Source organism: Streptomyces sp. NPDC042002 (genome assembly GCF_055588305.1).
Window position 1 is genome coordinate 256,107 of the sequence record NZ_JBVJCT010000003.1, and the last position, 18,809, is coordinate 274,915.

Here is an 18,809-nt window from a genome sequence, read left to right on the forward strand (position 1 = left end):
CTCCTCCCCCCCCCCCCCACCCCCTCCCCCCCCCACCCCCTCCCCCTCCCCCCCCCCCCCCCCTCCCCCCCCCCCCCCCCCCCCCCCCCCCCCCCCCCCCCCCACGTCCGTGCGCGGATCAGTCCGCGAAGGTCGCCGACAGCGCCTCCGCGAGGCCCGGCACCAGGCCCGCCCCCGTGAGCACCTCCGTCGCCGCGTCCTTCTCGCGCAGCCGCAGCGCCGAGTCGCGGGTGCCGTCGCGCAGGACGCCGACCGTCATGCGCACCTCCTGGCGGTCCGGGTGCGCGGCCACCCACTGGGTGAGCTTCTTGCCGCTGAGACCCTCCGGGACCGACGCCTCCGCGGAGGGAGGCAGCATCAGCCGCTCCACGGTGAGCGCGCAGCCGACGACGGCGTCCGGCCAGGCGATGGTGCCGAGGAACTCGTCCAGCGGCTTGCCGGCCGGGATCTCGTCCTGCTCGATGGGGGTGAGACCGATGGTCTCCTGGTCGTTCTCCAGGCCGAGCTGAGCGGCGAGGCCGGGTTCCTGAGCACGCAGCCGTGCGGTGTCTACGAGGGCGAAGAGGCGGGCGGGCTGGTCCCAGCCGAGGCCGGAGGTGTACTCGTCGATCTCGAGTACGGCCCGGGTGAGTGGGCTCGCTGCCATGGGAGTGTTGGACATGGTCACAATCCTGCCTCGTTCGTAACCGGAATCGGGAACCGAGTAAAGCGTGAGTAAGTTGCATAGATGAGGCTCCTCGATCACGGAGCCTTGCGGACGGTCCACCGACACGGGGGCCTGACGGATCAACAGCGACTTCGAGGTGCGCACCTTGGCTTTCCAGATGCCGGACCGCGGCGGAGGCCCGACGGGGCCACGGATCACAGTGGGCCGGCCGTCCCGGCGTGTCCGGACCCTGCTCATGACACTGGGCGTCCTGGCCGTGCTGGCCATGGCGTTCGTCATGTTCGCGGGGTTCTGGACGGACTGGCTCTGGTACCGCTCGGTCCACTACTCGTCGGTCTTCACCACCACACTGTGGACCAAGATCGGGCTCTTCTTCGTCTTCGGTCTGCTGATGGCGGCCGCGGTGGGCTTCAACATCTGGCTGGCACACCGGCTGCGCCCGCCACTGAGCGCCATGTCGATGGAGCAGCAGAGCCTCGACCGGTACCGCATGGGCATCGCGCCCTACAAGCGGTGGCTGCTGCTCGCGATCACCTCCCTGGTGGGGCTGATCGCCGGCGCGTCCGCCTCGGGCCAGTGGCGCACGTGGCTGATGTGGGTGAACGGAGTGCCCTTCCACCAGAAGGACCCCCAGTTCCATCTCGACGTCTCCTTCTACGCCTTCGACCTGCCCTGGTACCGCTTCCTGCTCGGCTTCGGCTTCGCCGCGGCCGTGCTCTCGCTGATCGCCGCCGCGCTCACGCACTACCTGTACGGCGGTCTGCGGGTCACCAGCCCGGGAGCGCGTGCCACGGCCGCGGCCACCGGCCATCTCTCGGTGCTCCTCGGCGTGTTCGTCGCGCTGAAGGCGGTCGCCTACTGGCTCGACCGGTACGGGCTCGCGGTGAAGTCCAGTGACTTCAAGGCGACCGGCAACTGGACGGGCCTCAGGTACGTCGACGCGAACGCCTATCTGCCCGCCAAGACGATCCTGTTCTGCATCGCCGTCATCTGCGCGCTGCTCTTCTTCGCGACGCTGTGGCGGCGCACCTGGCAGCTGCCCGTGATCGGCTTCGGCCTGATGGTGCTCTCGGCGATCCTCATCGGCGGGCTGTACCCGGCGATCGTCCAGAAGTTCCAGGTCGAGCCCAACGAGCAGGCCAAGGAAGCTCCGTACGTCGAGAAGAACCTCAAGGCGACCCGCGAGGCGTACGGGATCGCCGGCACCGATGTGCAGGACTATCCGGGGGCGAGCGACACCAAGGACAAGACCAAGCTCCGCGACGACGCCGACACCGTCGCGAGCATCCGGCTGATGGACCCGAACGTCGTGTCGCCGACCTTCCAGCAGCTCCAGCAGGTGCGGAACTACTACGGCTTCCCGTCGAACCTGGACGTCGACCGGTACAGCAAGAACGGCAAGGAACAGGACACCGTCCTCGGTCTGCGCGAGCTGAACCTCGCGGGCATCCCGAAGAACAACTGGATCAACGACCACTTCCGTTACACCCACGGATACGGCGTCGTCGCGGCCAAGGGCACCACGGCGGACAGCGAGGGCCGCCCGGTCTTCACCGAGTACAACCTGCCGTCCACGGGCGGCCTGGGCTCGTACCAGCAGCAGATCTACTACGGCGAGAAGACCACCCAGTACTCGATCGTCGGCGGTCCCCAGAAGGAGATCGACTACTCCGACGACAGCGGTGAGCGGACCACCAGTTACCAGGGCAAGAGCGGGGTCAGCCTCGCCAGTCCGGTCAACCGGGCCGCGTACGCCGTGGCGTTCGGCGAGCCGCAGATCCTGTACTCCGGTGCGATCGGCGAGGGTTCGCGGATTCTCTACAACCGCACGCCCAAGGAGCGGGTCGAGGCGGTGGCCCCCTGGCTGACCATCGACGGTGACGCCTATCCGGCGGTCGTCGACGGGAAGATCCAGTGGATCGTCGACGCGTACACCACCACCAACGGTTATCCGTACGCCTCGCGCACCACCCTCGGCGACACCACGGCGGACTCGCTGACGGCGGCCAACAACCAGCGCGCGGTGGTGGCCCAGCAGAACCAGGTCAACTACATCCGCAACTCGGTGAAGGCGACCGTCGACGCGTACACCGGCGCGGTCAAGCTCTACCAGTGGGACACCGAGGACCCGGTCCTGAAGACCTGGATGAAGGCGTTCCCGAACACGGTGCAGGCGAAGAAGTCGATCTCGCCCGAGCTGATGGCTCATCTGCGCTATCCGCAGGACCTGTTCAAGGTCCAGCGCGAACTGCTCACCCGCTACCACGTGAAGGACGCCCAGACGTTCCTGAGCGGCAGCGAGGTGTGGCAGGTCCCGGACGACCCGACCAACAACTCGGGCAGTGCGGTGCCGCCGTACTACCTGAGCATGAAGCTGCCGGGGGACACGTCGCAGGCGTTCTCGCTGACGACGACGATGACACCGAACGGCCGCGACAACCTGAGCGCCTTCATGTCGGTCGACGCCGAGGCGGGGACGCCCGGTTACGGCAAGATCAGCATTCTGAAACTGCCGACCGGCAGAACGGTCGACGGACCCAAGCGGGTGCAGAGCCAGTTCAACTCCGAGCCGTCCATCGCCGAGTCCATCAGGCTCCTCAAAGGCGGCGACTCGGAGGTCGAGTACGGCAACCTGCTCACCGTGCCGCTCGACGGCGGGCTGCTCTACGTGGAACCGGTCTACGTCCGCGGTGGCGACCTCAAGTACCCGCTGCTGCGCAAGGTGTTGGTGACCTACGGAGGCAGCACCGCCTTCGAGCCCACGCTCGGGGAGGCGCTCAACAAGCTCTTCGGAGCGGAGAGTTCGACCGCGCCGCCGGACCAGAGCACCACGAATCCGCCCACGTCGAGCAACCCGACGGTCCAGGCCGCGCTCGGCGACGCCCAGAAGGCCTTCGACCAGGGGCAGGAAGCCCTCAAGAAGGGCGACTGGAAGGCGTACGGCGACGCGCAGAAGAACCTCCAGGACGCGCTGCAGCGGGCCGAGGACGCGCAGGCCAAGGCGGACAAGACCGGCGGCAGCTCCGGCGCAGGCAAGACGGCCGACAAGGGCGCCGACAAGAGCGGCGGTCCCAGCGGCAGCCCGAGCAGTAGTCCCAGCAGCAGCCCGACCAGCGAAAAGAGCCCCGGAAGCGGCTGATCAGGAGCCCACCCCGCGCCGTGGTACGGTTGCAACACAACGGCGCGGGGTGGAGCAGCTCGGTAGCTCGCTGGGCTCATAACCCAGAGGTCGCAGGTTCAAATCCTGTCCCCGCTACTGAAATCGAAGGCCCGGATCCAGTTCATGGATCCGGGCCTTCGACGTGTGTGGCGCCACGCCGGGGCGTACCCGGTGACCTGGCGACTCGTGTGAAGTGCCGCGACATGCGGGGGCAGTTGGGCGATCTGTGTTTGACTTGTCTCTCTGTGGGCATGTCGACAAAACGCTGAAGTGACCTAACTGGCTGCGGTATACCAGGTGTACCCAGTTTGCAGGTGGTGCGACGATGGACGTTATGGGGGACAAGGCAACTCTGTTGGATACAGGGCGGTTTGCGCGGCATGCCGACTTTGAGCAGCCTGCGGATCTCACGCAGCCTTCCGACCGGGACGAAACCGGCGAGGCTGCCGAGGAGGCGCGCCAGTGGTCGGCCGCCGAAGCCGGCGACGTCGAGGCGATGAGCGTCCTCGGGGCCATGCTGCTGCGCCGCGGCGATCTCGCCGCGGCCGAGCCCCAGTTGCGCGCGGCCACCGCCGCCGGTGACCGTGCGGCCGCCAACAACCTGGGTGTCCTCCTCTACCAGCGCGGATACGCCGACGAGGCCGCCGGATGGTGGCGGATCGCCGCCGTCGCCGGCAGCGCGGCCGCCGCTCACGCCCTCGGCCGGCACCACCGCGAGCGAGGCGACGAGCCCGCCGCCGAGTACTGGCTGCGCCAGTCCGCCGAGCAGGGTCACGCCCTGGGCGCGTACGCCCTCGCCGACCTGCTGGAGCATCGCGGCGACGTGGGTGCCGAACAGTGGATGCGGGCCGCCGCGGAGCGAGGGCACCGCGAGGCCGCGTACCGACTGGCGCGCACGCTGGACCGCAAGGCCCTGGACTCGGGCGAGGCCGTGGGCGACAACGGTGTCATCGGTGCCGCCGGGCAGGCCGCCGAGCAGTGGTACCGGCAGGCCGCCGCGCGCGGGCACCGCCGGGCCGCGCTGCATCTCGGGGCGATCCTGGAGAAGCGGGGCGACCTCAAGGAGGCCGGGCGCTGGTATCTGACGTCCGCCAAGGACGGGGAGGCGCGTGCCGCGTGCGCCCTCGGCTTCCTGCTGCGCGACGCCGGGGACCCCGAGAGCGCCGCCGTCTGGTGGCTGCGGGCCGCACAGGACGGGGACGGGAACGCCGCCAACGCGCTGGGCGCACTGCACGCCGAGCGCGGTGAGACGCAGACCGCCGAGCGGTGGTACCGGGCCGCGATGGACGCGGGCGACGTGAACGGCGCGTACAACCTCGGACTGCTCTGTGCCGAACAAGGGCGTACCGCGCAGGCCGAGCAGTGGTACCGCAGGGCCGCGTACGCCGGTCACCGGGAGGCGGCCAACGCCCTGGCGATCCTGCTGCTCCAGGTCGGCGACGCGGCCGGAGCCGAGCCGTGGTTCTCCAAGGCCGCGGAGGCCGGGAGCGTGGACGCCGCGTTCAACCTCGGCATCCTGCACGCCGGGCGCGCCACGGACAGCGAGGACGCCGCCGCGCTGCGGTGGTACGAGCGGGCGGCCGCCGCCGGACACACCGAGGCGGCCCTCCAGGTGGGCATCGCGCGACTGCGGGAGGGCGACGAGCCGGCCGCCGAGCGGCATCTGCGGTGCGCCGCGGGAGGGGGCAGCGCCGAGGCCGCCTACCGGCTCGCCGCCGTGCTCGACGCCCGGCGGCCACCGGCGCCCGCGCACGAACTCGGCGAGCCCGCCCAGGAGAAGAGCGAGTGCGAGGAGTGGTACGAGCGGGCGGCGTCCCAGGGGCACCGGCGCGCGCAGGTGCGGGTCGGGATGCTGGCCGCGGCGCGGGGTGACGTGGTGGAGGCGGCCCGCTGGTACCGCGAGGCCGCCGAGGCCGGGTCGCGCAACGGCGCGTTCAATCTCGGGCTGCTGCTGGCCCGCGAGGGGAGCGAGCCGGAGGCGGCGCTGTGGTGGACCCGCGCGGCCGACGCGGGACACGGGCGGGCGGCGCTTCGGCTGGCGCTCGTGTACGCGCGGCGCGGGGAGCTGGCGGAGGGGCAGCGGTGGGCCGACCGGGCCGTGTCGCTGGGACCGGCGGAGGTCTCCGAGCGGGCGGCGCGGCTGCGGGACGCCCTGCGCGAGGAACTGTCCGCGTGAGGAGCCGTGCCCGTGAGGAGCCGGCCGCGTGAGGGGCGGCCCGCTCCCGACTCGGCCGGCCCGCCCGGAGCGCTGGATCAAGGGATTTGCGCGGGCCGCGGAGTTGACGTACTGTTCAGTTCATCGACGCGGGGTGGAGCAGCTCGGTAGCTCGCTGGGCTCATAACCCAGAGGTCGCAGGTTCAAATCCTGTCCCCGCTACTGAAGGCCGAGGGCCGGAATCCGAAAGGGTTCCGGCCCTCGGTCGTTCCCGAATCCGGGTCCGAGAACGCTGCTGCGAACAGCGAACAGCGAACAGCGAACAGCGAACAGCGAACAGCGAACAGGCGAGTGGTGTGCGGAAGGCCCCGGCGCGCGTCGCGTGCCGGGGCCTTCCTGTACGTGCTTCTACGGCGGTGTGGCGGCGGCCTGCTAGGCCTGTACGACCGCGCAGTTCGGGCAGACGCCCCGGTAGGTCACCTCGACGTCCGAGACCGTGAAGCCGAAGCGCTCCGAGTCGGGGAGGTCGGTGAGCGGGTTGCCGAGCGGGTGGACGTCGCGGATCGCGCCGCAGCGGGCGCAGACCAGGTGGTGGTGCGGCCGGTGCGCGTTCGGGTCGTACCGCTTGGCGCGCTTGTCCGTGGCGACTTCCAGCACCTCGCCGAGCGAGACCAGTTCACCCAGGGTGTTGTAGACGGTCGCCCGGGAGATCTCGGGCAGCTTGGCCACGGCTCGGGCGTGCACCTCGTCGGCCGTCAGATGGACGTGGTCGCCGTCGAGGACCTCGGCCACGACGCGTCGCTGTGCGGTCAGCCGCCAGCCACGTCCGCGCAGTCGTTCCAACAGGTCACTCATACAGGTCAGCGTAACAGCCACTGGACCAGTTTCCGAATGGGTGTGACTTTAGAAGATGCCTCGGTTTAGACATCATCTACGACGGGATCGGATGCGGTACTGGCCGAAGGGCCGGCCCGGTGGACCGGGGTGGACCGGGTGGCCGAAGCCCCCGGGGATGCCCCTGGGAACTCCGGCCACCCGTTCGCTCAGGCAGGTACGCGCTGCCGCACGGGTGCCCAGCAGCGGATGATGTCGCGGACCGAGACGATGCCGACCGGGCCGTTGCCGTCGAGCACGATCAGGTGCCGGAAGCCGCCGTGCGACATCGCGGAGGCGGCCTCCTCCAAGGTCCAGGTGGGTGCCGCGAAGACGACGTCGGTGGTGGTGTGGGTGCAGGCGGTCTCGTGGTCCGGGTTCTGGCCGAGGGCGAGTGAGTTGAGGATGTCGCGTTCGGTGAGGATGCCGAGGCCGGAGGAGTCCTCGTCGAGGACCACCGCCGCGCCGACGTGGCGCGCGGACATCAGGCGGGCCGCCTGCCGGAGGGTGTGTGCCGGGCCGATGGTGAGGACCACCGTGCTCATGGCGTCGCGGACGAGCATGGGCTGGAGCCACCTCCTTGGTGAGCCGCGGGCCTCCCGGCTCCAGGAGGAGCGCAAAGAGAAGCGGTTCACAAGTTCACAAGTGGGGGAGCTCTCAGAGTCGCAGTTAAAGGGAGGGTCAACAAGGGGGCGCGTGCGGCGAGTTCGGGGGCGCCCGGGGGTTGCTCAGCAGCCCCGGACCGGCCGGGGCTGCTCAGGAATCGCTCTCAGTAACGCTGATTGAGGTAGCCAAGCATCTCGTCGTGGAGGAGGCCGTTCGACGCGGCCGCGTTGCCGCTGTGCGGGCCGGGGCGCCCGTCGAGGCCGGTGAAGGAACCGCCCGCCTCGGTCACGATGATCGCGTTCGCCGCCATGTCCCAGAGCGACAGCTCGGGTTCGGCGCAGATGTCCACCGACCCCTCGGCGACCATCATGTACGGCCAGAAGTCGCCGTAACCGCGGGTGCGCCAGACCGCCTTCGTGAGGTCGAGGAAACCGTCGAGGCGGCCCTGGTCCTCCCAGCCGGACAGCGACGAGTACGCGAAGGACGCGTCGGCCATCCGCGGGACGCTGGACACCCGCAGGCGGGTCGCGGAGGACAGGCTGCGGCCGCTGAAGGCGCCGTGGCTCTTCGCCGCCCACCAGCGACGGCCGAGCGCGGGGGCGGACACGACGCCGACGACCGGCTGGTAGCCGCCCTCGCCCACCTCCATCAGGGAGATCAGCGTGGCCCAGACGGGCACACCGCGGACGTAGTTCTTGGTGCCGTCGATCGGGTCGACGACCCAGCGGCGAGGGCCCGTTCCCTCGATGCCGTACTCCTCACCGAGGATCGCGTCGCGCGGCCTGGCCCGCTGGAGGTGGCCGCGGATGAGTTCCTCGGCGGCCTTGTCCGCCTCGCTCACCGGCGTCATGTCCGGCTTGGTCTCGACCTTCAGGTCGAGCGCCTTGAACCGGTCCATCGTCGCGGCGTCGGCGGCGTCCGCCAGGACATGGGCGAGGCGCAGGTCATCGCGATAGTCGGGCATGGGTGAACCGTATCTGCCCGTGTCGTGGCGGGGCTACACAGGACGGTGCCCCACCGGTGCCGTTCCCGGGACGGCCGTGGGGGCTCGTGCCCGGCCCCGGGCGCGTGCGGGTTCGGGCGTGCGCCCTTCGGGGCCGCCGCGACCCCTTGACAGTGCTTCCGCACGCGTCAAATCTGGCTGCAGAGCCGCTCGCCCCAGGGAGGCGATGATGCCCGCAGCGCGAGAGTCCCTCTTGGACGCTGCCTATACGGCGCTCGCGCGCCGGGCGTGGTCCGCGGTACGGATGGTCGATGTGGCCGCCGTGGCCGGAGTGTCACGCCAGACGCTCTACAACGAGTTCGGGAGCAAGGAAGGACTCGCGCGCGCCCTCGTACGGCGGGAGGCCGATGCCTATCTCGCCGGGGTCGACCGGGCCCTGGCCGCTCACACGGACGCCCGGGAGCGGCTGGTCGCGACCGCCGAGTGGACCGCCTCGGCGGCGCGCAGCAACGCGCTGGTGCGGGCGATGCTGACCGGATGCTGGAGCGAGCGGCTGCCCTCGCCCGCGCTGTCCGCCGTACCCTCCTCGTCGGCGGTGCCCGCGCAGCGGCGGGCCGACGGACCGTTGCCCTCGCCCGTCGACTTCGTGGCGCTGGTCCGCGACCGCGCGGTCGCCGCGCTCGCCCTGTCCAGGGCGGACACCCCCGAGGTCACCCGGGCCTGCGAACTGGTGGCCCGGCTCGCGCTGTCGTGGGTCGTCGCGCCGCCCGCCCGGGGCGGTGTCACGGAGTTGGTCAGGACCGCGCTGGCACCGTCCCAACGGCTCGGGGTCTGAACTGCCCCCGTCGCACAAGCGGTACGACCCGTGGGTGAGTGGTCGGCAGGACCCGCGGGTGCGCGGTCCGCAGGGCTCCGGGGCGCGTACGCGGGCAGGCTCCGAGGAACGTCCTTACTGTGCCGACCCCGACAGCTGGAGCCCGATGACGCCGATGATGACCAGGCTGATCGAGACGATCTTCAGGACGGAGACCAGGTCGTCGAGGAAGATCATGCCGTAGATGGTGGTGCCCGCCGCGCCGATGCCGGTCCACACCGCGTAGGCCGGACCGACGTCGAGCTTCTTCAGGGAGAGGGTCAGCAGACCGAAGCTGCCGAGGGCGAAGACGCAGAAGGCCACGGTGGGCCAGAGTCTGGTGAAGCCGTGCGAGAGCTTCAGGCAGACGGCGAAGCCGGTTTCGAGCAGTCCCGCCACAACGACCAGCAGCCACGCCATGTCTTGTCCTCCCACATCCGCACGTCGACTGCTTCGGCTGGCCCGATCCGGCTCGGTGCGATTATGCAGTCACCGGCCCGGAGAAGCCCTTACCGACGGCGGGCGCACGCAAACACGGGGACGTCAGTCGCCCTCGTGGCGCTCGCGCGTGGCCAGCAGCCGGCGCAGCGAGTACAGCCGCTGCGGATCCGCGTGGCCGTCGGCCACCCACTGGTCGAGCGCGCAGTCCGGTTCGTCGTGGCTGCACGCGCGGGGGCAGCCCTCGGTGCCGGGTTGGAGATCGGGGAAGGCGTTGATGACCCGGGACGGATCGACGTGGTTCAGGCCGAAGGAACGGACGCCCGGGGTGTCGACGAGCCAGCCTCCGGCGCTGCCGGCCAGCGGCAGGGCAAGCGCCGAGGTGGTCGTGTGCCGGCCGCGGCCCGTGACCGCGTTGACGTGTCCGGTGGTCCGGCGCTGCTCGGGCGGCACCAGCGCGTTCACCAGGGTCGTCTTACCGACGCCCGAGTGACCGACGAAAGCCGTGATCCTGCCGTCCAGTTGTTCCCGCACCAGGTCCGCGGCGGCTTCGTTCCGCAGCTCCTCGCGGCTGGTCACCACGTACGGGATGTCCAACGCGCCGTACAGCTCCAGGAACTTGTCCGGCGGGGCCAGGTCCGATTTCGTGAGCACGAGGAGCGGCGTCAGGCCACCGTCGAAGGCCGCCACCAGACAGCGGTCGATCAGGCGGGGGCGCGGCTCGGGGTCGGCGAGGGCGGTGACGATGGCGAGCTGGTCGGCGTTGGCGACGACCACGCGCTCGTACGGATCGTCGTCGTCCGCCGTACGGCGCAGCACCGAACCGCGCGGCTCGATGCGGACGATGCGGGCGAGGGTGTCCTTCTCGCCGGACAGGTCGCCGACGATGGCGACCCGGTCGCCCACCACGGCGGCCTTGCGGCCCAGTTCGCGGGCCTTCATCGCCATCACGACGCGGTCCTCGACGAGGCAGGTCAGCCGGCCGCGGTCGACCGTGAGGACCATGCCCGAGACGGCCTCCTCGTGCTTGGGGCGGATGTTCGTACGCGGACGGTTGCCCTTGCGGTTCGGGCGCTGGCGGATGTCGTCCTCGTCGGTGTTCTTGCTGTATCGGCGCATGATCCAGGTCCGCCCGTCAGTTCCCGAGCATTCCGGTCCACAGGTCGGGGAAGTCGGGCAGGGTCTTCGCCGTCGTCGCCACGTTCTCGATCTGGACGCCCTCCACCGCCAGCCCGATGATCGCGCCGGCCGTCGCCATGCGGTGGTCGTCGTACGTGTGGAAGATGCCGCCGTGCAGCCGGCGCGGCCGGATGTGCAGGCCGTCGGCCGTCTCGGTGACATCGCCGCCGAGTTCGTTGATCTCCTTGGTGAGCGCGGCCAGCCGGTCCGTCTCGTGCAGCCGCAGATGGGCCACGCCCCGGAGCGTGGAGGGGGAGTCGGCGAGCGCCGCGACCGCCGCGATGCCGGGAGTCAGCTCCCCGACCTCGCCCAGGTCCACATCGATACCGTGAATGGCACCCGAACCGGTGAACTCAAGGCCGCTCTCGGTCAGTTCGCAGGAACCACCCATCTCGGTGAAGATCTCCCGCAGCCTGTCGCCGGGCTGGGTGGTGTGCGCCGGCCAGTCGGGGACGACGACCGTGCCGCCGGTCACCAGCGCCGCCGCCAGGAACGGCTGGGCGTTCGAGAGGTCCGGCTCGATGATCAGGTCCCGGCCGAGCAGCGCGCCCGGTGTCACCCGCCAGACGTTCGGTTCGCCGCCCGACTCCGGGGTGTCCACCTGGGCGCCGACCGCGCGGAGCATGTCCACGGTCATCCGGATGTGCGGCATGGACGGGAGCGTCGAGCCGGTGTGCCGGACCTCGACGCCCTGGTTGAAGCGCGGGGCGGAGAGCAGCAGGGCGGACACGAACTGGGAGGACGACGAGGCGTCGATCTCCACCGGGCCGCCGTCCAGGGCGCCGCCGCCGTGCACCGTCAGCGGCAGCGCGCCGCGGGCGTCGTCGTCGATCCGGGCGCCGAGCAGGCGCAGCGCGTCGATCACACCGTGCAGCGGACGCTCGTACGACCGCGGGTCGCCGTCGAAACGGATGGGGCCGTCCGCGAGCGCGGCGACCGGGGGCAGGAAGCGCATCACGGTGCCCGCGTTGCCGACGTCGACCGTGGCCGGGCCGCGCAGGCCCGAGGGGATGATCCGCCAGGCCTCGCCGGAGGCATCCGGGCCGCCCGCGACCGTCGAGCTGGAGGCGACCGTCTCCTCGATGCCCACGCCCATCGCGCGGAGCGCGCCGGCCATCAGCAGGGTGTCGCGGGAGCGCAGCGGGCGGCGCAGCCAGCCCGGCTCGGAGGCCAGCGCGGCCAGGACGAGGGCGCGGTTGGTGACCGACTTGGACCCCGGCACGTGAACCGTCGCGTCGACGGCTCCGCTTGCGTGCGGGGCTGGCCAGAGGGCGGTGTGGGCGGGGTTCACGGTCATGCGCCCCACTTTAGTGGCAGGGCGCCGGACAGCCGCGGGTCCGTCACCGCCGGTGGCACCCGGACCGGGGAGCCGGGCCTCGCGTGCTCCGGGCGCCGGCCGGACGGTCGCGGCACAGCTCAGGGGTTCTCCGGGAGGCGCCCGCCGCTCACAGCCCCAGCAGCCAGCGCCCGCCGCCCATCAGCGAGCACAGCGACACGGCGTGGAAGAGGAACAGCCACAGCCCGGCCGGTACGTGCGTCAGCCGCGAGAGCTGGTCCGCGTCCGAGTCGCCCGCGCCGCCCCGCATCCGCTTTGCCTGGAGTTCGAACGCCGGGCGGACGCCGCCGAGGAGCAGGAACCACACCACGGCGTACGCGAACGCGGCCTGCACCTGGGGTCCGGCGAGCCAGGACACCACCAGGAAGGTGCCGCCGGTGAGGATCACGGTGAGCGCGCCGTACGCGTTGCGGATCATCACCAGCATGGCTATCAGCAGGGCCGTGGCCACCCACAGCAGCAGGGTGATGTGGCCCGCGCCGAGCAGCGCGGCGCCGCCGAGGCCGAGCAGCGGCGGAGCGGTGTAGCCCGCCGCCGCCGTCAGGATCATGCCGAGGCCGGTCGGCTTGCCGCGGCTGACCGTGAGGCCGCTGGTGTCGGAGTGCAGCCGGATGCCGCTGAGGCTGCGCCCGGTGAGCAGGGCGACCAGGCCGTGGCCACCCTCGTGCGCGATGGTGATGGTGTTGCGGGAGACGCGCCAGACGCCGTGCGGGACGATCGCCGCGAGCGCCGCGACCATGGTGGCGATCACCACCCACAGGTCGGGGTCCGGCTGTGTGCCGAAGACCTGGTCCCAGAGGGAGGTGAGCGAGGCCAGCGAAGAGGATGCGGTGCTGTCCATTGTCGGCGGTGGCTCCCTTTTGTGACGCGGAATCTGGCAGTGTTGCACGTATGTGCGGACGGTATGCGGCCAGTCGTGGACCCGAGGATCTCGCAGGAGTCTTTGAGATCGAGAAGTGGGACCGGGATCCCGAGGAGACCCTGGCCCCGGACTACAACGTGGCCCCGACCAAGGAGGTCTACGTCGTCCTCGACCGCCCTGTGAAGGACGCGGACAGCCCGAGGCCGGTTCGCCAGCTCCGCAGACTCAAGTGGGGACTCGTCCCGTCCTGGGCCAAGACGCCCGAGGGCGCCGCCCGGATGATCAACGCGCGCGCGGAGACGGTCCACGAGAAGCCCTCGTACCGCCGCGCCTTCGCCACCCGGCGCTGCATCGTCCCCGCCGACGGCTACTACGAGTGGGTCACCGGCAGCGCCGAACGCGATCTGGAGGTCGAGGGCAGGAAGAAGCGGCCGCGCAAGCAGCCGTACTTCGTGACGCCGGCGGACGGCTCGGTCTTCGCGATGGCGGGACTGTACGAGTTCTGGCGGGACCGGACGCTGCCGGACGAGCATCCGCTGGCCTGGTGGGCGACCTGCTCGGTCATCACGACCGAGGCGGAGACGGCGCCGCTCGCGGCGGCCCCCGCCGAGGGCCCGCAGGCGCTGGCCGACATCCACCCCCGGATGCCCCTGATGCTCACCCCCGACCGCTGGGACAGCTGGCTCGACCCGTCCCGCACGGACCCCGGCGAACTCCGTGACCTGCTCGCGCCCCCGCCGACCGGACTCATGCGCGCGTACCCCGTCTCCACCATGGTCAGCAATGTCCGCAACAACGGAGCGGAACTGCTGAGGGAACTGGAGGGGCCCGAGGAGGGCACACTCTTCTGACGTGACCGAGATCAGCAGCGCGAGCGAGACCGTCGAGACCGACGCCGGTACGGCCCGTGTCACCTGGCACCGGGCGGCGAAGGCGCGGCTCGTCCTCGCCGTGAGCCATGGCGCGGGCGGCGGCATCGAGGCCCGGGACCTGAGGGCGCTCGCCGAGGCACTGCCCCCGCACGGGGTGAGCGTCGCGCTCGTCGAACAGCCCTGGCGGGTCGCCGGGAGGAAGGTCGCCCCGGCGCCGAAGACGCTGGACGTCGGCTGGCGGGGGGTGTGGCCGGCGCTGGCCGGGCCCGGACTGCCCGTGGTCTCCGGTGGCCGCAGCGCCGGCGCCCGTGTCGCGTGCCGGACCGCGACCGAGCTCGGGGCCGTTGCCGTCCTCGCGCTGAGCTTCCCGCTGCACCCGCCGGGAAAGCCGGAGAAGTCCCGCGCCGCCGAACTGCTCGGCGCGGGGGTGCCCACGCTCGTCGTCCAGGGCGGCAACGACCCGTTCGGGAAGCCGGAGGAGTTCCCGCCGGGCTCGTACGAACTGGTCGAAGTGCCCTACGGAGATCACGGCTTCGCCGTCCCGAAGCGGGCCCCGCTCGGCCAGGAGGAGGCGCTGGAGGTCGTCACGGACGGCGTCGTACGGTGGGCCGCGTCACTCGGGTGACACCCGGGAATGCGGAGTGACGGACTTCTGTTGTGCCGAGCAGACAGCACGGAGAGTGCTGCACCGTTCGTACGAGAGGAAGTCCGCCGCATGGGTTCGATCTTCTGCCCGAGCCGCAGCAGCCGCGCTGACCTGGACTGGACGGTGCTGCACGCGGGCAAGAACGCCCCGATTCGGGCGGCGGGCGGACAAGATGTACATCCCTCCCCGACCGAAGGTCGTCTATCCTCCGATTCCAGTGGGACCGGTCTCGGTCTCGCTACGTCGCTGGAGGAGGTGGGTCCGGTCACTGGGACCGACGCAGGGACCGAAAACGGCCAGGCGGAGCAGCCCGAGGGCCAGGGCACGAGCGACGCGACGGCGGAAACGCCCGCCGATCGCACCGCGCGCTTCGAGCGGGACGCGCTCGAATTCCTCGACCAGATGTACTCGGCCGCCCTGCGCATGACGCGCAACCCGGCCGACGCCGAGGACCTGGTGCAGGAGACGTACGCCAAGGCGTACGCGTCCTTCCACCAGTTCCGCGAGGGCACCAACCTCAAGGCGTGGCTGTACCGCATTCTCACCAACACCTTCATCAACTCGTACCGCAAGAAGCAGCGCGAACCCCAGCGCAGCGCGGCCGAGGAGATCGAGGACTGGCAGCTGGCGCGCGCCGAGTCGCACATGTCGACAGGACTGCGTTCCGCCGAGTCGCAGGCGCTCGACCACCTGCCCGACTCGGACGTCAAGGAAGCGCTGCAGGCGATCCCCGAGGAATTCCGCATCGCCGTCTATCTCGCGGACGTAGAGGGCTTTGCGTACAAGGAGATCGCGGACATCATGGGGACACCCATCGGTACGGTGATGTCCCGGCTGCACCGGGGCCGTCGCCAACTGCGCGGCATGCTGGAGGACTACGCCCGTGACCGCGGGCTGGTTCCCGCCGGCGCCGGCGAGTCGAACGAAGCGAAAGGCTCGGGCTCATGAGCTGCGGAGAGCCGCACGAGACGGATTGCAGTGAGGTACTCGATCATCTCTACGAGTTCCTCGATCATGAGATGCCGGACGCGGACTGCACCAAGTTCGAGGTCCACTTCGAAGAGTGCTCCCCGTGCCTGGAGAAGTACGGCCTCGAACAGGCCGTCAAGAAGCTCGTCAAGCGCTGCTGCGGCCACGACGACGTGCCCACCGATCTGCGGGCCAAGGTCATGGGCCGCATCGATCTGATCCGCTCCGGACAGACCGTGCCCGAGCATGATGTGACCGCCACGGTTCAGGAGTCCTGACTCCCGGCATCCTGGGCACTCCCCGGCCCTCCGGCGCGAGGGCCGGGCTCCGGCGAAGACTCTCCGTCCATCACTCGAACGTGCTAATCCGCGGGCCCCGAGCCCGCGGATTCGTTCATACCCGTCCCCGCCCCCTTCCTCCCGTCCTAGGCTCCGAGCCTGAGATCAGGGGAGGTACGGGGGAGGTACGAGGATGGGTTCGGTTCCGGCGTGGGCCCGCGCGTACGTGGCCTGTGTCGTCGTCATGGCTGTCGCCTGTCTCGCCCCACCGCCGCACCTCCGGGTCTCCTGGGGGATCGTCGCGCTGCTCGCCGTGCTGTACGCGGGCTGCGAGCGCGTCACACTGCCGCTCCGGCCGCGCGCCGCCGGCGCGCCCGGCGGCGGGACCAGCCAGGGGATGGGCACCTTCCTCCCCGTACTGCTGGCCGGGGCCTTTCTGCTGCCGCCGTCCGCCGCCGCCCTCGTCGCGCTGCCCGGCGCGCTGCTCGCCCGGGTCGAACAGCGCCCCCGCGGCCCGCGCCGGATCTGGCGCGCCGCCCAGCTCGCCGTCGCCGTCTGGGCCGCCTCCCGGGTGTACGGGGCGCTCGGCGGCCGGGACGCGCTGGTCACGCCCGACTTCCCGTACGCGCTGGTGCCCGCCGGGGCCGCGGTGCTCACCTTCTGCGCCGTGCTCACCGTCCTCGACGGCGGGATCCTGGCGCTGGCCGAGCGCGCGCCGGTGCGCGGTGCCTGGCACGGCCTCTTCGCGCGCTCGCTGGCGCCCGTCGCCGTGCACGGCCTCGCCGGACTGATGATGGCGGTGCTGTGGCGCAGCCCGTACGGGCCCGTCGCCGCGCTCCTCGTCCTGCTGCCGATGTACGTGTCCTGCTGGGTCTTCGCCCAGTACCACCGCGAACGGGCCGCCCACCAGGCCACCATCCGCGCCCTCGTCCAGGCCGTCGACATCAAGGACGGCTACACCCGCGGGCACAGCGAGCGGGTCGGCCAGGCGTCCGTGATGATCGCCCGTGAGCTGGGCATGCACGACGAGCGCGTCGAGGTGCTCCGGTTCGCCGGCATCCTGCACGACGTCGGCAAACTCGGTGTCCCCACGCGGCTGCTGCGCAAGGACGGGCCGCTGACCCCCGAGGAGCGGCGGATCATCGAACTGCATCCCGAGTACGGGCACGAGATGGTCCGCGGCATCGGCTTCCTCGGCGAGGCCCGCTCGGCGATCCTGCACCACCACGAGCGGCTGGACGGGAGCGGATATCCGTACGGGCTGACCGGGGCGCAGATCCCGGAGTTCGCCCGGGTGGTGGCCGTCGCCGACGCGTTCGACGCCATGACGTCGACCCGGTCCTACCGCAGGGCCCGCCCGGTGCCGGCGGCCCTTGAGGAGCTGGCGCGGTGCGCCGGGGCCCAGTTCGACCCCCGGATGGTGCGGGCGCTGACGCGGGCGCTCGACCGGCACGGCTGGCATCCCGCGGTGACCGCGGACCTGGCTCCGGCCGCCGTACCGGGCCTGCCGCCGGCGCACCCGTCCGACACCGTCGGGCGGAAGGCGCCATGAGCACCGCCGCCCCACGGCGCGGGGTTCCCGCCCGTTCCGCCCGTCTCCCGTCGGCCGGGAGAGTCCCGGCCGCGCTCACCGCGGTGCGCGCCGTCGCCCTGCTCGTCGCAGTCCTCGCCCTCGGCGTCACCCTCTGGGACGGAATCGACGAACGCGGTACGGCGCTGGCCTTCGGCGTTCTCATCGCCGTCGGCGAACTCGCCCGGTGGAGCGGGGCCGAGGAGCGGGAGTCCGCGCCCCTCGGAGCCGCCGGAGCCCTGGCGTACGCGCTGCTCGGCGAGAACGCCGGGCACCGCACCGGCCACGGCGTCCTCCAGGTCGTCGCCGTGGTCGTGGCGGCGGCGCTGATCGGCTGCGTTCCGCACGTGGCGCAGGGACACGGGCCGACGCCCGACCACCTCGCCCGCCGTGTCCTCACCGTCGCCTTCGCCGCCGTCTGCTTCCAACCCCTGTACGACCGGGGCAGGTTGCTGGAGTGGGGCGGCCCGGCCCAGGCGCTGCTGCTCGTCGCCCTGCTGGTCCTCACCACCCTGTGCGACGCCGTGCTCGCGGCGGCGACGGCCCGCGCGCGGACCCGCTGGCCGTTCGGGCCGCTGCTGCGCGACGAACTGCGGGCCACCCTCGGGATCGGTTCGGCGGTGTGCGCGACCGGGGCCGTCATGTCGCTGGCGGTCGCGGTGGCCGGACTGTGGGCGCTGCCCGTCTTCTCGCTGCCGCTGCTGCTCACCCAGCTGTCCTTCGGGCGGTACGCGGCCGTGCGGGTCACCTACCGGCAGACGATCGCCTCGCTCGCCCGCGCGACCGAGATCGCCGGGTACACACCGGCCGGGCACGCCCGCCGGGTGGCCGCCCTCAGCCGGGCCGTGGGCCGTGAGCTGGGCCTCTCCGAGCCCGACCTCACCGTCCTCGAGTACGCGGCGCTGATGCACGACATCGGACAGCTCAGCCTGGTCGACCCGGTACCGGCCGGCGCCACCGCCGCGCTCCCGGCGGACGAGCAGCGGCGGATCGCGCTGCTCGGCGGCGCCGTCGTCCGGCAGACCGGCGTGGACGCCGAGGTCGCCGTCGTGGTGGAGCGGCAGGCGGACCCCTACCGGGAACAGCCCGTCAGCGCGCGCATCGTCCGGACCGTCAACGCATACGAGGAGATGGCCCGGGAAGCAGGGGCCACAGGGCCGCTGACCGCCCTGGAGAAGCTGCGGCTGGCCACCGCCCGCGACTATCAGCCGGAGGTCGTGGAGTCGCTGGCCCGGGTCCTGTCACGACCCGGTCTGACCCTGCCCTGGGCTGGGTAACCCATGGGTAATGAGCGGCCGTCCGAAGGTACGTGGTTGGATGCGAGGAAGAGGGTGCCAGGGGGCACGGGCCGGCCCGGGGCCGCACTGCCTTCAAGGGACTCTTCAAAGGACCGGCAGGCGGG

Annotated in this window: 17 protein-coding genes and 2 tRNA genes; 11 read left to right on the forward strand and 8 right to left on the reverse strand. The window is 71.5% G+C overall.

Annotated elements, in window-relative coordinates; translation table 11 throughout:
• Nucleotides 1-118: 118 nt before the first annotated feature.
• A complete protein-coding gene (locus tag ACZ6KY_RS06440) occupies nt 119-661 on the reverse strand; it encodes a PPA1309 family protein (RefSeq protein ID WP_469309179.1) in 543 nt (180 codons plus the stop codon).
• Nucleotides 662-824: 163 nt separating this feature from the next.
• Here ACZ6KY_RS06440 and ACZ6KY_RS06445 point away from each other — a divergent pair, with 163 nt between their 5' ends.
• The 4 genes from ACZ6KY_RS06445 (at nt 825) to ACZ6KY_RS06460 (ending at nt 6,204) form a co-directional block, all read left to right on the forward strand.
• Nucleotides 825-3,806 carry a UPF0182 family membrane protein gene (locus ACZ6KY_RS06445; protein ID WP_469309394.1) on the forward strand — a complete coding sequence of 994 codons (2,982 nt, stop codon included), beginning with the start codon at nt 825-827 and terminating at the stop codon, nt 3,804-3,806.
• 43 nt (nt 3,807-3,849) lie between these two features.
• Nucleotides 3,850-3,923 (forward strand) — tRNA-Met (locus ACZ6KY_RS06450).
• Nucleotides 3,924-4,152: 229 nt separating this feature from the next.
• The gene (locus ACZ6KY_RS06455) at nt 4,153-6,003 is read left to right on the forward strand and encodes a TPR domain-containing protein (RefSeq protein WP_469309180.1); all 1,851 of its coding nucleotides are present in this window, start codon (nt 4,153-4,155) and stop codon (nt 6,001-6,003) included.
• Nucleotides 6,004-6,130: 127 nt separating this feature from the next.
• Nucleotides 6,131-6,204 (forward strand) — tRNA-Met (locus tag ACZ6KY_RS06460).
• A 210-nt stretch (nt 6,205-6,414) separates the two neighbouring features.
• Here ACZ6KY_RS06460 and ACZ6KY_RS06465 read toward each other — a convergent pair.
• From ACZ6KY_RS06465 to hisN, 3 genes are all read right to left on the reverse strand, one after another.
• Nucleotides 6,415-6,837 carry a Fur family transcriptional regulator gene (locus tag ACZ6KY_RS06465; RefSeq protein WP_328553550.1) on the reverse strand — a complete coding sequence of 141 codons (423 nt, stop codon included), beginning with the start codon at nt 6,835-6,837 and terminating at the stop codon, nt 6,415-6,417.
• Between the two features lie 188 nt (nt 6,838-7,025).
• Nucleotides 7,026-7,418 carry a CBS domain-containing protein gene (locus ACZ6KY_RS06470; RefSeq protein ID WP_405916164.1) on the reverse strand — a complete coding sequence of 131 codons (393 nt, stop codon included), beginning with the start codon at nt 7,416-7,418 and terminating at the stop codon, nt 7,026-7,028.
• A gap of 206 nt (nt 7,419-7,624) precedes the next feature.
• Nucleotides 7,625-8,425, reverse strand: coding sequence for a histidinol-phosphatase (gene hisN, locus ACZ6KY_RS06475; protein ID WP_469309181.1), 801 nt, complete (start codon nt 8,423-8,425; stop codon nt 7,625-7,627).
• 205 nt (nt 8,426-8,630) lie between these two features.
• On the opposite strand from hisN, the gene ACZ6KY_RS06480 reads away from it, so the two are divergent.
• On the forward strand, nt 8,631-9,239 hold the full coding sequence (locus ACZ6KY_RS06480) for a TetR/AcrR family transcriptional regulator (RefSeq protein ID WP_469309182.1): 609 nt from the start codon (nt 8,631-8,633) through the stop codon (nt 9,237-9,239).
• A gap of 114 nt (nt 9,240-9,353) precedes the next feature.
• On the opposite strand, the gene ACZ6KY_RS06485 is transcribed toward ACZ6KY_RS06480, so the two are convergent.
• The 4 genes from ACZ6KY_RS06485 to ACZ6KY_RS06500 all read right to left on the reverse strand — a co-directional run bounded on the left by ACZ6KY_RS06485 (nt 9,354) and on the right by ACZ6KY_RS06500 (nt 13,051).
• Nucleotides 9,354-9,677, reverse strand: coding sequence for a DMT family transporter (locus ACZ6KY_RS06485; protein WP_469309183.1), 324 nt, complete (start codon nt 9,675-9,677; stop codon nt 9,354-9,356).
• A 123-nt stretch (nt 9,678-9,800) separates the two neighbouring features.
• The gene (rsgA, locus tag ACZ6KY_RS06490; protein ID WP_469309184.1) at nt 9,801-10,814 is read right to left on the reverse strand and encodes a ribosome small subunit-dependent GTPase A; all 1,014 of its coding nucleotides are present in this window, start codon (nt 10,812-10,814) and stop codon (nt 9,801-9,803) included.
• A gap of 16 nt (nt 10,815-10,830) precedes the next feature.
• The gene (gene aroA / locus ACZ6KY_RS06495; protein WP_469309185.1) at nt 10,831-12,171 is read right to left on the reverse strand and encodes a 3-phosphoshikimate 1-carboxyvinyltransferase; all 1,341 of its coding nucleotides are present in this window, start codon (nt 12,169-12,171) and stop codon (nt 10,831-10,833) included.
• A gap of 148 nt (nt 12,172-12,319) precedes the next feature.
• Nucleotides 12,320-13,051 (reverse strand): M50 family metallopeptidase, encoded by a 732-nt coding sequence (locus ACZ6KY_RS06500; RefSeq protein WP_469309186.1) that lies wholly within the window; start codon nt 13,049-13,051, stop codon nt 12,320-12,322.
• Nucleotides 13,052-13,101: 50 nt separating this feature from the next.
• Here ACZ6KY_RS06500 and ACZ6KY_RS06505 point away from each other — a divergent pair, with 50 nt between their 5' ends.
• From ACZ6KY_RS06505 to ACZ6KY_RS06530, 6 genes are all read left to right on the forward strand, one after another.
• Nucleotides 13,102-13,923 carry an SOS response-associated peptidase gene (locus tag ACZ6KY_RS06505; protein ID WP_469309187.1) on the forward strand — a complete coding sequence of 274 codons (822 nt, stop codon included), beginning with the start codon at nt 13,102-13,104 and terminating at the stop codon, nt 13,921-13,923.
• Between the two features lies 1 nt (nt 13,924).
• Nucleotides 13,925-14,569, forward strand: a complete 645-nt coding sequence (locus ACZ6KY_RS06510) for an alpha/beta hydrolase family protein (RefSeq protein WP_469309188.1) — start codon at nt 13,925-13,927, stop codon at nt 14,567-14,569.
• Nucleotides 14,570-14,845: 276 nt separating this feature from the next.
• Nucleotides 14,846-15,538, forward strand: coding sequence for an RNA polymerase sigma factor SigR (gene sigR / locus ACZ6KY_RS06515; RefSeq protein WP_469309189.1), 693 nt, complete (start codon nt 14,846-14,848; stop codon nt 15,536-15,538).
• Nucleotides 15,535-15,837 carry a mycothiol system anti-sigma-R factor gene (gene rsrA / locus ACZ6KY_RS06520; protein ID WP_326785608.1) on the forward strand — a complete coding sequence of 101 codons (303 nt, stop codon included), beginning with the start codon at nt 15,535-15,537 and terminating at the stop codon, nt 15,835-15,837. The genes sigR and rsrA overlap by 4 nt, the downstream gene beginning before the upstream one ends.
• Nucleotides 15,838-16,030: 193 nt before the next feature.
• Complete coding sequence (locus tag ACZ6KY_RS06525; RefSeq protein WP_469309190.1) at nt 16,031-17,389, forward strand: HD-GYP domain-containing protein; 1,359 nt, start codon at nt 16,031-16,033, stop codon at nt 17,387-17,389.
• A complete protein-coding gene (locus ACZ6KY_RS06530; protein WP_469309191.1) occupies nt 17,386-18,684 on the forward strand; it encodes an HD-GYP domain-containing protein in 1,299 nt (432 codons plus the stop codon). The genes ACZ6KY_RS06525 and ACZ6KY_RS06530 overlap by 4 nt, the downstream gene beginning before the upstream one ends.
• The last annotated feature ends 125 nt before the right edge of the window (nt 18,685-18,809 follow it).

Excerpts from the sequence above, each read along its gene's own strand:
- ACZ6KY_RS06440 (WP_469309179.1), bottom strand. The coding sequence starts at position 661 with ATGTCCAACACTCCCATGGCAGCGAGCCCACTCACCCGGGCCGTACTC.
- ACZ6KY_RS06445 (WP_469309394.1), top strand. The coding sequence starts at position 825 with ATGCCGGACCGCGGCGGAGGCCCGACGGGGCCACGGATCACAGTGGGC.
- ACZ6KY_RS06455 (WP_469309180.1), top strand. The coding sequence starts at position 4,153 with ATGGACGTTATGGGGGACAAGGCAACTCTGTTGGATACAGGGCGGTTT.
- ACZ6KY_RS06465 (WP_328553550.1), bottom strand. The coding sequence starts at position 6,837 with ATGAGTGACCTGTTGGAACGACTGCGCGGACGTGGCTGGCGGCTGACC.
- ACZ6KY_RS06470 (WP_405916164.1), bottom strand. The coding sequence starts at position 7,418 with ATGCTCGTCCGCGACGCCATGAGCACGGTGGTCCTCACCATCGGCCCG.
- hisN (WP_469309181.1), bottom strand. The coding sequence starts at position 8,425 with ATGCCCGACTATCGCGATGACCTGCGCCTCGCCCATGTCCTGGCGGAC.
- ACZ6KY_RS06480 (WP_469309182.1), top strand. The coding sequence starts at position 8,631 with ATGATGCCCGCAGCGCGAGAGTCCCTCTTGGACGCTGCCTATACGGCG.
- ACZ6KY_RS06485 (WP_469309183.1), bottom strand. The coding sequence starts at position 9,677 with ATGGCGTGGCTGCTGGTCGTTGTGGCGGGACTGCTCGAAACCGGCTTC.
- rsgA (WP_469309184.1), bottom strand. The coding sequence starts at position 10,814 with ATGCGCCGATACAGCAAGAACACCGACGAGGACGACATCCGCCAGCGC.
- aroA (WP_469309185.1), bottom strand. The coding sequence starts at position 12,171 with ATGACCGTGAACCCCGCCCACACCGCCCTCTGGCCAGCCCCGCACGCA.
- ACZ6KY_RS06500 (WP_469309186.1), bottom strand. The coding sequence starts at position 13,051 with ATGGACAGCACCGCATCCTCTTCGCTGGCCTCGCTCACCTCCCTCTGG.
- ACZ6KY_RS06505 (WP_469309187.1), top strand. The coding sequence starts at position 13,102 with ATGTGCGGACGGTATGCGGCCAGTCGTGGACCCGAGGATCTCGCAGGA.
- rsrA (WP_326785608.1), top strand. The coding sequence starts at position 15,535 with ATGAGCTGCGGAGAGCCGCACGAGACGGATTGCAGTGAGGTACTCGAT.
- ACZ6KY_RS06525 (WP_469309190.1), top strand. The coding sequence starts at position 16,031 with ATGGGTTCGGTTCCGGCGTGGGCCCGCGCGTACGTGGCCTGTGTCGTC.
- ACZ6KY_RS06530 (WP_469309191.1), top strand. The coding sequence starts at position 17,386 with ATGAGCACCGCCGCCCCACGGCGCGGGGTTCCCGCCCGTTCCGCCCGT.